The organism is Martelella lutilitoris (assembly GCF_005924265.1).
Lineage (GTDB): Bacteria > Pseudomonadota > Alphaproteobacteria > Rhizobiales > Rhizobiaceae > Martelella > Martelella lutilitoris.
In genome coordinates, this window is record NZ_VCLB01000003.1 from 24,881 (window position 1) to 40,690 (window position 15,810).

At 63.3% G+C, this 15,810-nt stretch carries 14 protein-coding genes; 5 read left to right on the forward strand and 9 right to left on the reverse strand.

Annotation, left to right across the window (positions count from 1 at the left end):
• Positions 1-231: 231 nt before the first annotated feature.
• From FF124_RS05195 to FF124_RS05230, 8 genes are all read right to left on the reverse strand, one after another.
• A complete protein-coding gene (locus tag FF124_RS05195) occupies positions 232-1,185 on the reverse strand; it encodes a LysR substrate-binding domain-containing protein (RefSeq protein ID WP_138747442.1) in 954 nt (317 codons plus the stop codon).
• 66 nt (positions 1,186-1,251) lie between these two features.
• Positions 1,252-2,733, reverse strand: a complete 1,482-nt coding sequence (locus FF124_RS05200) for an aldehyde dehydrogenase (protein ID WP_138747443.1) — start codon at positions 2,731-2,733, stop codon at positions 1,252-1,254.
• On the reverse strand, positions 2,733-3,410 hold the full coding sequence (locus FF124_RS05205) for a DUF1028 domain-containing protein (RefSeq protein WP_138747444.1): 678 nt from the start codon (positions 3,408-3,410) through the stop codon (positions 2,733-2,735). The genes FF124_RS05200 and FF124_RS05205 overlap by 1 nt, the downstream gene beginning before the upstream one ends.
• A 63-nt stretch (positions 3,411-3,473) precedes the next feature.
• Positions 3,474-3,890, reverse strand: coding sequence for a RidA family protein (locus FF124_RS05210; protein ID WP_138747445.1), 417 nt, complete (start codon positions 3,888-3,890; stop codon positions 3,474-3,476).
• Positions 3,891-3,917: 27 nt separating this feature from the next.
• Positions 3,918-5,189 (reverse strand): flavin-containing monooxygenase, encoded by a 1,272-nt coding sequence (locus FF124_RS05215; protein WP_138747446.1) that lies wholly within the window; start codon positions 5,187-5,189, stop codon positions 3,918-3,920.
• Positions 5,190-5,249: 60 nt separating this feature from the next.
• Complete coding sequence (locus FF124_RS05220; protein WP_138747447.1) at positions 5,250-6,779, reverse strand: 4-hydroxyphenylacetate 3-hydroxylase family protein; 1,530 nt, start codon at positions 6,777-6,779, stop codon at positions 5,250-5,252.
• 57 nt (positions 6,780-6,836) lie between these two features.
• Positions 6,837-8,429 carry a GMC family oxidoreductase gene (locus FF124_RS05225; protein WP_138747448.1) on the reverse strand — a complete coding sequence of 531 codons (1,593 nt, stop codon included), beginning with the start codon at positions 8,427-8,429 and terminating at the stop codon, positions 6,837-6,839.
• A 113-nt stretch (positions 8,430-8,542) separates the two neighbouring features.
• A complete protein-coding gene (locus tag FF124_RS05230) occupies positions 8,543-9,913 on the reverse strand; it encodes an aminotransferase class III-fold pyridoxal phosphate-dependent enzyme (RefSeq protein ID WP_138747449.1) in 1,371 nt (456 codons plus the stop codon).
• A gap of 135 nt (positions 9,914-10,048) precedes the next feature.
• Between FF124_RS05230 and FF124_RS05235 the strand changes: the two genes are divergently transcribed.
• The 4 genes from FF124_RS05235 (at position 10,049) to pcaF (ending at position 13,605) form a co-directional block, all read left to right on the forward strand.
• Positions 10,049-10,882: a helix-turn-helix transcriptional regulator gene (locus FF124_RS05235; protein WP_138747450.1), complete on the forward strand. Its 834-nt coding sequence runs from the start codon at positions 10,049-10,051 to the stop codon at positions 10,880-10,882.
• Positions 10,883-11,014: 132 nt separating this feature from the next.
• Positions 11,015-11,722, forward strand: coding sequence for a 3-oxoacid CoA-transferase subunit A (locus FF124_RS05240; RefSeq protein WP_138747451.1), 708 nt, complete (start codon positions 11,015-11,017; stop codon positions 11,720-11,722).
• Positions 11,719-12,402, forward strand: coding sequence for a 3-oxoacid CoA-transferase subunit B (locus tag FF124_RS05245; protein WP_138747452.1), 684 nt, complete (start codon positions 11,719-11,721; stop codon positions 12,400-12,402). Before FF124_RS05240 ends, FF124_RS05245 begins: the two co-directional genes overlap by 4 nt.
• A gap of 3 nt (positions 12,403-12,405) precedes the next feature.
• The gene (gene pcaF / locus FF124_RS05250) at positions 12,406-13,605 is read left to right on the forward strand and encodes a 3-oxoadipyl-CoA thiolase (RefSeq protein ID WP_138747453.1); all 1,200 of its coding nucleotides are present in this window, start codon (positions 12,406-12,408) and stop codon (positions 13,603-13,605) included.
• Positions 13,606-13,672: 67 nt separating this feature from the next.
• Here the strand turns inward: pcaF and pobA are convergent, their stop codons facing one another.
• Positions 13,673-14,842 (reverse strand): 4-hydroxybenzoate 3-monooxygenase, encoded by a 1,170-nt coding sequence (gene pobA, locus FF124_RS05255; protein ID WP_138747454.1) that lies wholly within the window; start codon positions 14,840-14,842, stop codon positions 13,673-13,675.
• 192 nt (positions 14,843-15,034) lie between these two features.
• Between pobA and FF124_RS05260 the strand changes: the two genes are divergently transcribed.
• The gene (locus tag FF124_RS05260) at positions 15,035-15,799 is read left to right on the forward strand and encodes an SDR family NAD(P)-dependent oxidoreductase (RefSeq protein WP_138747455.1); all 765 of its coding nucleotides are present in this window, start codon (positions 15,035-15,037) and stop codon (positions 15,797-15,799) included.
• Positions 15,800-15,810 lie beyond the last annotated feature (11 nt).

The following is a 15,810-nucleotide window of genomic DNA, read 5'->3' on the forward strand; positions in this document are numbered from 1 at the left end:
GGCCCGCCGGAAAGCGGACAAGAGCGCCGAAAGCAGCCAGTTTGACATTTGCAATGCAGTCAATTTGGCGGAACGCTGGATGAAGTAAATTATGGCTTGTGAAACTCTGGATTAGGCTATGCCTAATTGCATAAGGGGTAAGCAAAAGCCTCAGACTTGGGCAGCCCCAGCCCAGGAACCGGGCAATTTCGCAACTCCTCAGTCGTGATGAACCCACCGGGCGCGCGATTTCTAAAAGTCGCGTCGGAGCCCGTTTGGCCGGACATGCATGCCCGGCGCGCCCATATCGGTAATGCGGCTGCGGGCATGATCGACAAAGGCCCTGGTCGTCAGCGACTGATCCCAGCCTTCCGACATCAGCAGTCCGAGTTTCAACGCCCTGACAGGTCCGGTCAGCGGCACGAAGCGCAGCTTGCGGCCATCGGGCGCGAGATCGGTCCGCGGACGGATATTGGCAAGCGAATAGCCGAAGCCATTAGCCACCAGCGACCGCATCACCGCCATGTCGCGGGTCCGCTCGGAAATCTGCGGCGTGACGCCGACGGCGCTGAAGAAGGACAGGAAATATTCCGCGCTCATTGGCAGATCGAGCAGGACCATCGGATATTCGGCAAGCTCGGAGGGCGCCACGCTTTCGCGGTGGGCAAGATCATGCGTCTCGTTGATCAGCGCATAGGGCGGCAACTCGATCAGCGGCAGGAAGGTCAGGTCGGAAGGAATATTGAGATCATAGGTCAGCGCAAGGTCGATGCGGGCGGTGCGCAGCGCATCGAAAAGCTCGGCCTGGTCGCGCTCGAACTGGCGGACCTGAACTTCCGGGTTGAGGTCAACGAAGCTGCGCCTGATCTGCGGCAGAACGATCTGGGCGAAGGTGAGCAGGCAACCGATATTGAGCGGCCCGCGCACATTGCCGGTGATCTCGTTGGCAAGCGCATTGAGGCCGGCGGCCTGGCCGAGCAGGGCACGCACCTGTTCCATGAAGCGCTGGCCGCCCTGGGTCAGCGACAGTCCGTGCGCATGCCGGCGGACGAAAAGCTTCAGGCCGAATTCGGCTTCAAGCTGGGAGATCGCCGCCGAGATCGACGGCGAGGAGACGTTGATGCGCTCGGCGGCGAGCGCGATGGACCCGCATTCGCCGACGGCTAGAAAATACTCCAGTTGACGGAGCGTGAAGCGTAAGGCCATCTCTAATCCAGCTATAGTTCAGGTTCGCCCCTCCCTAAGCCAATAGCGCCCGCGCCCAGCCAATTGTCAATACTTGATCCAGACGGTCTTCAGCGCCGAATACTTGTCGAAGGAGTGCAGGGACAGGTCGCGACCGAAACCGGACTGTTTCATGCCGCCGAACGGCGTCATCGCCGACAGCGCGTCGACCGTGTTGACCGAGACCGTTCCGGCATGCAGCCGGTCCGACATCGAGACAGCGCGGGAAATGTCCCTGGTCCAGACGGAAGCGGCAAGGCCGTAGATCGTGTTGTTGGCGATCGCAACGGCCTCGTCCTCGTCGCGGAAGGTCTGGACGGAAAGGACCGGGCCGAAAATCTCCTCCGAGGCGATCTTCGCCTCCATCGGCACATCAGCGAAAATCGTCGGCGCGATGAAGGCGTCGGAGCCGCCAATGGTCAGCCGTTCGCCGCCGGTCACCAGCCGCGCGCTCTCGCGCCCCGCCTTGAGGAAACCTTCGACGCGGGTCGCATGGTTGGCGTCGACCATGGCGCCCATCGTCGTCTCCGGCGACAGCGGGTTACCAACCGTAATCGCCTCGGCGCGCGTCTTCATCCGCTCCAGCATGTCCTCGGCAATGCTCTCATGCACGAGCATGCGCGAATTGGCCGAGCAGACCTCGCCCTGATTGTAGAAAATGCCGAAGGCGGCCATGTCGGCTGCGGCATCGAGATCGGCGTCAGGGAAAATGATGTTCGGGCTCTTGCCGCCGGTCTCCAGCCACACCTGTTTCATGTTGCTCTCGCCGGCATAGCGCTGGAACAGCTTGCCGACGACGGTCGAGCCGGTGAAGACCAGACAATCCACGTCCGGATGCCGGCCGAGCGCCTGGCCGGCATCCTCGCCAAAGCCCGGAACCACATTCAGGACACCGTCCGGCAGGCCGGCTTCCGCCGCCAGTTCTCCGAGCCTCAGCGCCGAAAGCGGCGACTGTTCCGCCGGTTTCAGCACGACCGAATTGCCTGCCGCCAGCGCCGGCGCAAGCTTCCAGGTCGCCATGTCGAGCGGAAAGTTCCACGGCACGACGGCGCCGATGACGCCGAGCGGCACGCGCCGGATCAGCGCCAGATCGCGACCGCCCGTGGGGGCGACCTCGTCATAGAGTTTATCGATCGCCTCGCCATGCCACTGGAAGAAATGGGCGGCGCCGGGCACATCGCCGGTCATCGTCTCGGTGATCGGCTTTCCCATGTCGAGCGTGTCGAGCAGGGCAAATTCCTCGAGGTTCTCGCGCAGCAATGCGGCGAGCTTCAGCAGCGCCTCCTTGCGTTGCGCCGGCGTCTTGCCCGACCAGCGCCCATCGGCAAAAGCGGCGCGCGCGGCCTTGACTGCGCGGTCGATATCCTCGGCCCCGCCGCGCGCAACGTCGGTCAGCACCGCGCCCGTTGCCGGGTTGATGCTATCAAAACGCGCGCCGGAAACAGAGGCGACATATTTGCCATCGATCCAGCACTGGTTGCGCAACGAAAGCGTCGCGGCTTTTTCGGTGTAATGTTCAAGGCTTTGCATCATTCATCTCCGGGAACGCCATAGGAAGGGGCCGCGGCCGGGTTTAGCGCCCGCGTCACATAGTCGTCGGCCTGCGGTTGATACGTCTTCAATGCGGCTGCGATATTGGCGATCGGGCAGGCCTCGGCAAGCCAGTCGCAACGCAGTTCGATATAGGGCCAGTCTCGCTCATCCACGACCAGCAGCCCGGCGGAATGAACCGGCCCTGCCTCGCCGCCTGCGGCCAGCCCTGCCCGCATGGCGGAAATCAGTCGCTCGGCAAGCGTGCCGTCGGACGCATCGAAAGCTGTGACCATCTTTTGCGGAACGCTCTCCTCCGCCAGCAGATTGCCGCCCGCCGCGCAGTCCTCGCCCCTGGCTGACGACCAGACGCCGAGCGCGTTCGGACCGGAATGGATGGCGGGCGGGCCATCCCGGCCGATGGCGATGAGCTGCCGGTAAGCCGCAAATCCGTCGCCGGAAACCGCCTCTTCCACCGCCGTCTGCGCATCCTTTCCGGAAGCGAGACGATCAAGCATGGCCGGACCGAGAGCCGGGTTGGTGACATTTTGCGTGGCGGCCGCGCCGACGCCCGCACGCGCGAAGGCGCAACGCGCGGCAACGGCCGGCGACGAGGATGAAATGGCCATGCCGAACTGGCCTGTTTTCCGGCAACGGGCGACGATGGAAAAGGTCATGACATCTCCTGAGAGCGCCGTTCGTCCATTCGAACGCACAAAGAACGCTCTAACCTGTTGAAACTAAGCATCCGGAATAACGGCGGTGGCGTCGATCTCGACCAGCCAGTCGGGCCGGGCAAGCGCGGTGACGACGACGCCGGTCGAAACCGGGTGAACGCCTTTGATGTATTCGCCCATGGTGCGGTAGACCGCCTCGCGGTGGCGCACGTCTGTGAGATAGACCACCACCTTGCACAAGTGCTCCATGCTGCCGCCGGCTTCCTCGATCAGCTGGCGGATATTCTGCATCACCTTGTGGGTCTGCTCCACCGGGTCATGGCTTTCAATGTTCTTCGCGGTATCGAGATCCTGCGGGCACTGGCCGCGCAGGAAAATCGTCGTGCCGCGCGCGACGACGGCTTGGCAGAGGTCGTTGTCGAGCTTCTGCTCGGGATAGGTGTCCTTTGTGTTGAACTTGCGGATACGGGTATGGGCCATCCGGCACTCCATCGGTCAAAAAAACGGTTAAACGGTTTCGGCTTTCGCGGTCACCGGCCCTTCATAGGCAAGATAGCCGCGCTGCTTGCAGATATGGTCGGCGATGTATTTCGCGTCGTGCCAGACGCCCCAGATGAAGGACGAGCCGCGCCGCGTCTGCCATGGCAGGCCGAGGAAATAGACCCCCGGTTCGGCGGAAATGCCGCGATGATGGGCAGGCCTGCCGTTTTCGTCCAGCGCATCGACCTTCAGCCAGCCATAATCGACGCCGAAGCCAGTTGCCCAGATGACCGTGGCGATGCCGGCCTCGGCAAGGTCGAGCGTCTGCAAGGGATTGGCAATGCAGTCCGGGTCCGGGCCGATCACGTGGGCCTCCGGTTCTTCCGGCAGATCGAGCCCGTTGCGAACCACATAGGCATCGGCTTCCTCCAGAAGCGAAAGATAATTGGCGTCGCCCGCCTCGACATTCTTCCTGAGATCGTCGGCAAAACGCAGCTTGCCGTCCTCACACGCCTCGGTCCTTCCAAGCAGCACCATGCCCCGTTCCGCCAGTTTGCGGAAATCCACCGTCTTGCCGCCATGCGCGCCGGAGACGGCGATTGTCGTATGCTCGACACCGGGAACGGCCTCCATGTCCCACTTGTTGAGCACGCCGAGCCACCAGACGAAATCGCGGCCGCGATAACGGCGCGGCGGACGGTCATGCGGGCCGACAGAAAGAAAAACCTCGCGGCCGTTTTCCAGAAGCTCCTCGGCAATCTGTACGCCGGAGGAGCCCGCGCCGACGATGAGGATTGCGCCGTCTTCAAGCTGGCCGGGATGCCGGTAGGAAGCAGAATGGATCTGGGTGACGCCGGCACTTTCCGGAATGACCGGCGGGATCACCGGCGTCTGGAACGCGCCGGTTGCCGCGACCACGTAATCGGCCTCGATCACGCCCTCGGATGTTTCGGCGCGAAAGCCAGGACGGCCCTGGTTGCGCCGCACCTCCGTCACCTCGACGCCGCAGCGCACCGGCGCGCCGATCTTCTGCACATAGTCGACAAAGTAGTCGGCGATCTCGTCCTTGGCCACGAAACTGTCGGGATCGGCGCTTTCGAAGGCGAGGCCCGGGAACCGGTCATGCCATGCCGGGCCGTTGGCCACCAGCGAATCCCAGCGGGCCGTGCGCCAGCGCTCGGCGATCCGGTCACGCTCCAGCACAAGATGCGACACGCCGCATTTCGACAGGTGTTCGCTCATCGCGATGCCGGCCTGACCGCCGCCGACAACGAGCACTTCTGTTTTTTCAACCGACATTTCCCAGTCCTTTCCGGCATTTCTGAAATTCTTGTGCAAGGTGCAAATTCTGGTTCCGGCTCATTCCGCTGCGTCCCTGCCGTCGCCCGCCAGACGGGTGGAAAACCACGCCGACAGGGATGAGGAAGCGTCAGCGCCCGCCTTCTCGTCCATCACCTCGTCCGAAAGGCCCGCCGCATGCCTGACGAAGGCAAGCGGACCGTCAAAATCGAAATTCCGGTAGACGGCGGCAAGGTGGGTGAAGGGCGGCGCCTGGCCGAAGAGCTGGAAGGTCAAACGGTGGCCGGCATAGTCCGAATTCAGGAGGTCGCGCGCAAAGGCCAGAAGCTTTCGGCGATCCTCGGCGCCCCATTCGGCGCTCACCGAATAATATTTCTGAAGAAAATCCGCCGTTTCCGGTGCGGAAAAGGCGGCAGCGTCCGGCGTCAGGGCGATCTGGCCGCCGCAGAGTTCGCGGGCGATATGCATCATCTCGTTGAGCTTCGAGCAGGCAAGCACCCGCCCCGCATAGACGAGCGACTGGTTCGGCATCATCAGCCCGGCAGGGCTGCGTTCGGCAAGCGCGATGGCCGACGTCAGATGCGCATTGATGCCCTCGCGGTAGCAGGCGAGCATCGCCAGCTTTTCCTGAACCGCCTGCTCCCGCTCAAGTCCGGTCTGTCGCACGTTATAAAGCGCCGCGCCGATCAGCATGTCGGCCAGCTTCAGGTTGCGCTGGATATAGGGGAAGGCAGAGTAGCGGTGCAGCGTGGCGCGCACGAGCTTTGCCGCCCTCGTGTGCCTGTAGAAAAGGACATTTTCCCAGGGAACCAGGACCTGATCGAAGACGACGAGCGTATCAACTTCATCAAACCGGTTGGAAAGCGGATAATCCGCTGCCGGCGCGCGCCCGGCAAACCCGGTGCGACAGATGAACTTCAATCCCGGCGCATCGAGATCCGAGATGAAGCCGATCACATAGTCGGACTGGTCGACGTCCCCCCAATTGGCGATCGTCGGCTTGGTGAAGGACTGGTTGGCATAGGCGGCAGCCGTCTCGAACTTGGCGCCGCTGACGATGACGCCGGCATCCGTTTCCCTGACGACGTGCAGCAGCATGTCGGGATCCTGCGCCACGGGCGGCAGCGAACGGTTTCCCTTCGGATCGGCATTGGCGGAGATATGGAAGACATCGTCATTGACGACGCGCGCGACATGGCGCGCGATGTTCGCCGAAAAACGCGGATCGATCTCGTCCAGCGCCTCGGCCGCGTCATGCAGCGACCACATTTCGCCGACGGTCTCGTCTCCGACGCGGGTGACGACGCCGCCGATCGTCTCCATCACCAGGTCGGCGGCGCGGCGCTTGGCCCACCAGTCGCCCTGGCTGAAGGGCATGGCGTTGCCCACGGCCTGCAGCGCCTCGTCGCGCCGCACGGTCATTGCCTCGGCGGTCTCCGGCTCGTGCGCCATATCGTAGATGCGGGCGCGGATATCCACGAGCGGACGGAACATCGGATGCGCGGCAACATCCCTGACCCGTTCGCCATTGACGTGAATGTCGCGCCCGGCGCGAATGCTGTCCCGGTATTGAGCGCCCGTGCGGATCATGGCCAGCCCCTTGTCAACCGTCGGTCCTGCATGCTGTGGCTCCCACCCCCCTCGTTGTCAGGCGGACAGGACCATGCGGGCGCAACGCTCGCCGATCATCATGGTGGGCACATTGGTATTGCCGCCGATCAAGGTCGGCATGACCGAGGCATCGGCAACGCGCAGCCCCTCTACGCCATTGACCTTCAGGCTCTTCGGGTCGCAGACGGCCATGGCATCCGTGCCCATCCTGGCCGTGCCGACCGGGTGATAGACGGTCAGCGCCTCGGCCCTGAGATAGGCGCGGATCTCGTCATCGCTGACGACATCGGGGCCCGGCAGCATTTCCTTGCCGCGAATGGGCTCGAACACCGGATCGGCCATGATCGCGCGGGCAACCTTGATGCCCTCGACCAGCGTCTCGAGATCCTGCGGGTCGGAGAAGAACCGGTGATCGATCTCCACAGCGCCGTCACCCGTCAGCCGCAGCTCGCCGTTCGATTTCGGCCGCAGGACGCAGGTGTGGATGGCATAGCCGTGACCATATTCGATCAGCCTGCCGCGATGGCTGCGATAACCGGGGACGAAATGGAACTGGATGTCCGGTTCCGCGCCCGCATATTTCGTTCTCGCAAACCCGCCCGCCTCGACATAATTGGTTGTCAGCATGCCCTTGCGGGCGAAAAGGTATTGAAACGGCGCGGCAATCATCGCCGGCAGGTTGGCGACGGAAAGGCCGAGCGTCTTGGTGGATGCCGAACGCGTGGTGATCATCCCGTCGACATGGTCGCGCAGGTTCTGGCCGACGCCCGGAAGGTCATGCACGACCGCCACCCCGGCCTCCTTCAGCATCGCCCCCGGCCCGATGCCGGAGCGCATCAGGATTGCCGGCGAACCGATCGAGCCGGCCGACAGGATGACCTCACGGCCTGCCTTCAGCACCTTGACGCCATCCGCGCCGGAAATCTCGATACCGGTAACCCGTCTGCCGTCCATCACCAGACGGCGGGTTTCGACGCCGGTCATGACGGTGAGGTTCGGCCTATCCTGCACCGGCTTCAGAAAGGCGCGATAGGACGACCAGCGCTTGCCGTCCTTCTGGGTGACATCGTAAATGCCGACGCCTTCCATCGTGCCGTCGTTGAAATCGGTCTTTTCGGCAAGGCCGACGGCGCGGCCGGCGGCGATGAACATCTTCGAGACGATATTGGGATCGCGCGCGCGGTTGACGAAAAGCTCGCCGTCAAAACCGTGCCAGTCGGGCGACTGGCCGTTCATGTTGCGCTCGAGGCTCTTGAACACCGGCAGCACGTCGTCCCAGCGCCAGCCGTCGCAGCCGAGGTTTGCCCATTCGTCATAATCTGAACATGCGCCGCGGATGAACACCATGGAATTGATGGTGGAGGAACCGCCAAGCGCCTTGCCGCGATTGACCGGAATGCGGCGGTTGTTCATTTCCTTCTGCGGCACGCCGACATAGGCATAGTCATATTTGGGGTTGCCATAGAGCGACAGGATGCCGGCGGGCACCGAGACGTTGACGGCATTTTCCTGCCCGCCGCCCTCGACAATCAGCACGCGATTGGCGCTGTCGGCCGAAAGCCTGTTTGCAAGAACGCAGCCGGCCGAACCCGCGCCGACAATGATGAAATCGAATTCCTGATTATCCATTCAAAATCCCCAAATCTTATGGGGGAATGTTCCATCGCCCGGGAGTTAAAGTCGATTAAAGTCTTTCTTCCCGGGACTTAGGATTTTCTGAATTCAATCAGCCGTGCGGGCCCTCAGCCCCGCACCTCGGCCATCACGTCCAGAATGCTCTCGCGCAGTATGTCGCCGATGCGGGCGATCTCGGCCTCGGACAGGATGAGCGTCGGCGAGAGAATGAGGATATGGCCGAGCGGACGGGCGATCAGCCCCCTGGCCTGCGCCCGTCGCGCAACCTTCATGCCGATATTCATCGCCTCGGGGAAAAGCGCCTTGGATTGCTTGTCGGAGACGAATTCGATGCCCGCCATGAAATGGCTGCCGCGCACCTCCCCGACGATCTCGATGTCTTCCAGCGCCTTCAGCGTCTTTTCGAACAGCTTACCGGTAGTGCGCACGCGTTCGGGGATCTGCTCTTGTTCCATCAATGCAATATTGGCAAGTGCCGCGGCCGAGGCCGCCGGATGACCGGAATAGGTCATGCCGTGCAGGAACACGCCGTCCGGCCCGGATATCACCTCATGGATCTCGTCGCTCATGATCGTCGCAGAGAGCGGCTGGTATCCGGAGGTCAGCCCCTTGGCGGTGTTGATGATGTCTGGCGTGGTGCCGAAAACATCCTGCGATGCGAAGAAATGTCCGAGCCTGCCGAAGGCGGTGACGACCTCATCAGCGACGAACTTGATGTCATAGGCCCGGCAGATGTCCCCGGCCCGGCGGTGGTAGCCCTCGGGCGGCACGATGACCCCGCCAGCTCCCATGATCGGCTCGGCGATGAAGCAGGCGATGTTTTCCGCGCCGATCCGCTCGATCGAGGCGCGCATGTCCTCCATCAGCATGTCGAGGAATTCGGCTTCGCTCATGCCGTCGCCCTCGCGCCAGTAATGCGGCTTCTTCAGATGATGGACCATGTTGTCCGCCTTGTCCCAGCCCTTGGAGTATTCCGGCGTGGTCATGGCGATGGCAAGGAAGGTGGAGCCGTGATAGGCGCCGTTGCGGCTGAGGACCAGACGCTTTTCCGGGCGGCCGAGGCGCCGGTAATAATGCTGCAGGATGCGCACGGCCGAATCATTGGCGACCGAACCGGAATTGCCGAAATAGACCTTGTTGAGGTTACCGGGGGCAAGCTGACCGAGTTTTTGCGCCAGCGCGGCGGCCGCCGGATGGGTGAAGGTGTAGAAAGTCGAATAGAAGTCGAGCGTTTCAAGCTGATCACGGATGGCATCGATGATCTCGCGCCGCCCGTGGCCGACATTGACGCACCACAGCCCGCCGATGCCATCAATCAGTTCATTGCCGTCGCTGTCGGTTACCATCGTACCCTTGGCGCTGACGATGGCCGTGCGCGCGCCCTGCTGTTTCAGCGCGTTGAGATCGGCGAACGACTGGACGAGATGGTCGTCGCTCTTGAGAATGTCGCGTGTAAGCACCGGAAGGTCGATTGCCATGCTGTTCTCCACTGTTCCGCTTTTTGGTCATAACGTTGAGGCGGACAGGGACCGCCTGGCTGCCCTATACCACCTGATATTGAAGCAGAGGCTAATCATGGATAAATGAGGAGTATATAACCCCATGGAGGTAGTATGCGCGTCCCGCCGGGTCAGGCCGAAATATTGCTGGGCGATGCCATTGCCGCGCTTCACAGCGAAGGGTTTGCGCCGTCGCTTGCGGCCTGGCTGCGCCTGGCGCTTGCCTTCGACAACATCACCATTCTGGCCTATGCGGACGGAAGTCCGCCGACGGGGCTCTATACGGAAGCCCGGGAGAAATCGGTGCATGCCGGCTTCGATACGGTTTACCGCGCCGGCTCGTACCTGCTCGACCCCTTCTACGCGCTCCATGCCCGGCGCGCGCCAGACGGTCTTTATCGGTTGAGCGACATCGCGCCGGACCAGTTCAGCCGGTCGGACTACTACATGACCTATTACCGGGCGACGACGCTGGTGGACGAAATCGCCTTTGTCGCCGCGCCGGCGAGCGATGTTTCGCTCCACATCTGCCTCGGGCGCGATGCCACCTCCGGACGGCGGTTCTCAACTGCCACGCTTGCCCGCGCCCGACAGGTCGCGCCGGTCGTCAACGCCCTTTCGACTCGGAACTGGAGCGAAATCCGCGCCGCCGGCAGCGCGCCGAGCGAGGAGGATGTGCTTGCGGCGCTTTTCTGCGGCATGCAGGAGAGCCACGGCGTCACGCTGACGCGGCGGCAGACCGAAGTCGCCCTTCTGATCCTCAAGGGACACTCCTCGCTCTCCATTGCCGCAAGGCTCGGGCTCAGCACCCACACGGTGAAGGTCTTCAGAAGGCAGCTTTACCAGCGCTGCGGGATATCGTCCCAGGCGGAACTCTTTGCCCTGATGATGCCGATCCTCGCGGCCCTGCCAAACCCTGAACGCCTTCGTGCAAGGATAGACGGCTGAGGGTGCCGCGCTGCCGTTCGCCTGACGCACGCTGAAGCTCGTCATACGAACAAAATTCGCCATGTGAACTTTCAAACTGACTTTCGTCCGACTTGCCCCTAAAGTCCGGGTCGTCGGTAGGAGGTCGACATCATGGACAAGACAATTTCCTCGATTGAAGCAGCCGTTCAGCCCATCTTCGACGGCGCCACCGTCATGATCGGCGGTTTCGGCGGATCGGGCGCGCCGATCGAGCTCATTCATGCATTGATTGACCAGGGCGCAAAGGACCTCACGGTCATCAACAACAATGCCGGCAACGGTCATGTCGGGCTTGCGGCCCTGATCGAGCAGAACCGCGTGCGCCGGATGATCTGCTCCTTTCCGCGCTCCTCAAACGCCACGGTGTTCAACGAACGCTATCTTGCCGGAAAGATCGAGCTGGAGTTGGTGCCGCAAGGCACGCTCGCCGAGCGGATCCGCGCCGGCGGCGCCGGCATACCCGCCTTCTATACGCCGACCGGTTACGGCACCGAACTTGCCGACGGCAAGCCGGTCGCCGAATTCGACGGACGGCCCTACGTGCAGGAGCGCTGGCTGAAAGCCGATTTCGCGCTGATCAAGGCGGAAACGGCCGACACCCACGGCAACCTCACCTACCGCATGGCGGCGCGCAACTTCAATCCGCTGATGGCGATGGCCGCGACAACCACCATCGTCCAGGCGAGCCGCGTTGTCGCGCCCGGCGGCATCGACCCCGAGCAGGTAATCACGCCCGGCATCTTCGTCTCCTCCGTCGTCGAGGTCGCCGCGCCCGCGCAGGAGGAACTCCTCACCCGGCAGGAGGCCGTCTACCCATGATTTCCGTCGACGACATCAAGCTTTCCAATGCCCAGATCGCCTGGCGCGCCGCCCAGGACATCGAGGACGGCGCCTATGTCAATCTCGGTATCGGCTTTCCCGAAATGGTGGCGAAATTCCAACCCGAGGGCCGGCAGGCGATCTTCCACACCGAAAACGGCGTGCTCGATTTCGGGCCCGCGCCGGAACCGGGCGAGGAGGACTGGGACCTCATCAATGCCGGCAAGAAGGCGATCACGCTGCGCCCCGGTACGGCCTTCTTCCACCACGCCGACAGTTTCGCCATGGTGCGCGGCGGCCATCTGGATGTCGCCATCCTTGGCGCCTACGAAGTGGCCGAGAACGGAGACCTTGCCAACTGGTCGACCGGCAAGGGCGGCGTTCCCGCCGTCGGCGGGGCGATGGACCTCGTCCATGGCGCAAGGCGCGTCGCCGTCGTCACCGACCACGTGACCAAGAAGGGTGCGCCAAAGCTGGTGAGAAGCTGCTCGCTGCCGCTCACGGGCGTGGCCTGCGTCACGCGGGTCTACACCTCGCTTGCCGTCATCGATATCACCGACGGCCATTTCGTTCTCCGCGAGAAACTTGCCGCCCTGTCCTTCGACGAACTGCAGGCGCTGACCGGCGCGCCCCTTCACATCGAGGGCGACGTGGCGGAGCTCACCGTACCGGAAATGTGATCCATGAAAGACGTCTATATCTGCGACTATATCCGCACCCCGATCGGCCGTTTCGGCGGCGCGCTTTCCGCCGTCAGGGCCGATGATCTTGCCGCGATCCCGATCCGCGCGCTGATGGAGCGCCACTCGAAGACCGACTGGTCGGGCGTCGACGAGGTGATCCTCGGCTGCGCCAACCAGGCAGGCGAGGACAACCGCAATGTGGCGCGCATGGCCGCACTGCTTGCCGGCCTGCCGGTCGAAGTGCCGGGCACGACCATGAACCGGCTCTGCGGCTCCGGCATGGACGCCGTCATCACCGCCGCGCGCGCCATTCGCGCCGAGGAGGCGGAACTGATCATTGCCGGCGGCGTGGAATCCATGTCCCGCGCGCCCTTTGTAATGCCGAAGGCCGAAACGGCCTTTTCGCGCAACGCGGAAATCTACGACACGACTATTGGCTGGCGTTTCGTGAACCCCGAGATGAAGGCGCGCTACGGCGTCGACTCCATGCCGGAGACCGGCGAGAACGTAGCGGACGACTTTTCCATCAGCCGGGAAGACCAGGACGCCTTTGCCTGCGCCTCGCAGCAAAAGGCAGCGCGCGCGCTGGACAACGGCCGACTGGCGCAGGAGATCACGCCGGTCTCCGTCCCCCAGCGCAAGGGCGAGCCGAGGATCGTCGCGAGCGACGAACAGCCCCGCCCGGAAACGACCGTCGAGGTGCTCTCCCGTCTCCCCACGCCTTTCCGCGCCGGCGGCACGGTGACGGCCGGCAACGCGTCGGGCGTCAATGACGGCGCGGCCGCGCTCGTTCTGGCGAGCGAAGCGGCCGCCGTACGGCACGGCCTCAACCCGATCGCACGCGTGCTTGGCGGCGCAACCGCCGGGGTCGCGCCGCGCATCATGGGCTTCGGCCCGGCGATTGCGGCGCGCAAGCTGATGCGCCGGCTCGGGCTTCAGACCGGCGATTTCTCGGTGGTAGAGCTCAACGAGGCCTTTGCCTCGCAGGCGCTTGCGACATTGCGCGACCTCGGCATTGCCGATGACGATCCGCGCGTCAACCCGAACGGCGGGGCGATCGCGCTTGGCCATCCCCTCGGCATGTCCGGCGCGCGCATCACCGGTACGGCCATGCTGGAACTGAAGCCGGGCGAAAAGGCGCTGTCCGCCATGTGCATCGGCGTTGGTCAGGGCATTGCCGTCGCGGTCGAGCGGCTTTGACGCACTGCATGTGAATATCGGCCCGGCTCCCCTTGAAGAAGGGCCGGGTCATCAGGGACAAGGCGCCTCAGTAAGGCAGACCGATGTAATTTTCGGCCAATTCCCGTCGCGCGGTCTCCGATTGCGACAGGTGCAAGAGGCTCGCCTTGCGCATCTCGGCGGCAAAACTGTCCTCGTCATCGAAGCGATGCAACAGCATGGTCATCTGCCAACTGAAGCGCATCGCCTTCCAGATGCGTTGCAGCGCCCGGCCGGAATAGGCGTCGATGCCCGCCGAAGAGCCGGAACCGAACCGCTCGACGAGCGCATGGAAGAGATACCAGACATCGGAGGCGGCGAGATTGAGCCCCTTGGCGCCGGTCGGCGGCACGATGTGCGCGGCATCGCCGACGAGGAAGAGATTGCCCCAGCGAAGCGGCTCGGAAACGAAGGAGCGCAACGGCGCGATGCTCTTCTCGATCGAATCTCCTGTCACCAATCGTGCAGAGACTTCGCTCGGTAGGCGACGTTTCAACTCGTCCCAGAAGGCAGCGTCCGACCAGTCCTCGGCCTTATCGGAAAGCGGCACCTGCACATAATAGCGGCTCAGCGTCTTGCTGCGCATGGAGGCGAGCGCGAAACCGCGGTCGGAATTGGCGTAGATCAGTTCGTCATGCACCGGCGGCGTGCGCGACAGGATGCCGAGCCAGCCGAAGGGATAGACGCGCTCGAATTCCCGGCGCTTCTCCGCGGGAATGGTCCGGCGGGACACGCCGTGAAAGCCGTCGCAACCGGCGACATAGGAACAGGCGATCGTCTTGCGCCCCCCCTCATGGGTGAAGCTCACGCTCGACTGCTCCTGATCGAGGTCACCGATCACCACGTCCTCGACGCCATGAAATACTGGAGTTCCCATGGCGTCCTGAGCCGCGTAGAGGTCGGCAGTCACCTCGGTCTGGCCGTAGACCATGACCTTGCGACCGGTAAGCCCGGTAAAATCGATGCGCACCTGAAGATCATTGTCGGAGAGCACACATCCGTCGTGAGCGATGCCTTCGGCATCCATGCGCTGGCCGACGCCGGCCTCGCGCAACAGTTCGACCGCGCCCCATTCGAGAATGCCGGCACGGATGCGCGACAGAACGTGATCGCGGCTGGACCGCTCGAGAATAACGGTTTCGATGCCCTGCCGGTTCAAAAGCTGGGACAGAAGCAGGCCGGACGGCCCGCCCCCGATAATGGCGACTTGCGTTTTCATGAAAGACCTCCTCCGTCCTTGCGGCTTGACGTTAACGCCGCGCCGAGCCGCAGGAAATGCACGAAAACGGCAATGAATGGCACTAATCGTGCATTCCTGTGGTTTATCAAAAATTATGAGATTATAAAAACTGTTCATTGACAAAACAATTTAAAGCTGGCTCTAATCACGATCGGGAGTTGAGGAGATTGCATGAAGATCGAAGGTGAAGTGGCGCTGGTCACGGGGGCCGCGAGTGGCCTCGGAGAGGCAACGGCGAGAAGGCTTTCCGCTCGCGGCGCGAAGGTCGTCGTCCTCGACCTGTCGGCGGAGGCCGCCGAGAAAACGGCAGCGGAAATCGGCGGCGTCGGTTATGGCGCCGACGTCTCCGACGCCTCGGCCGTCGAGGCTATTTTCACGGACGTGACGCGTGAACACGGCGCGCCGCGCATCGTGGTCTCCTGCGCCGGGATCGGAACGGCATCGCGCATCCTGCCGCGCGACGGGTCGCTGACCATCGACCTCTTCGAACGCACGCTCCGGATCAACCTTCTGGGCACCTACACAGTGATGAATATCGCTGCGCGCGTCATGGCCGCGGCCGCGCCGCTTGACGAGGACGGCGCGCGCGGCGTGATCGTCAACACCGCCTCCGTCGCCTATGAAGACGGGCAGATCGGCCAGGCAGCCTATTCCGCCTCCAAGGGCGGGGTCACCGCGATGACGCTGCCGGCCGCCCGCGAGCTCGCCCGTTTCGGTATCCGCGTCATGACCATCGCGCCCGGACTCTTCGAGACAGGCATGAGCGCCGGCCTGCCGGATGACATTCGCGCCGAAATCCTCGCCAACGTGCCCTTTCCGAGCCGGATGGGCCTGCCTGATGAATATGCCCGGCTGGCGGAGCAGATCGTCGAGAACCCGATGCTGAACGGTTCGGTGATCAGGCTCGACGCCGCGGCGCGGATGCCGCCGAAATAGAAGCCGGCGAG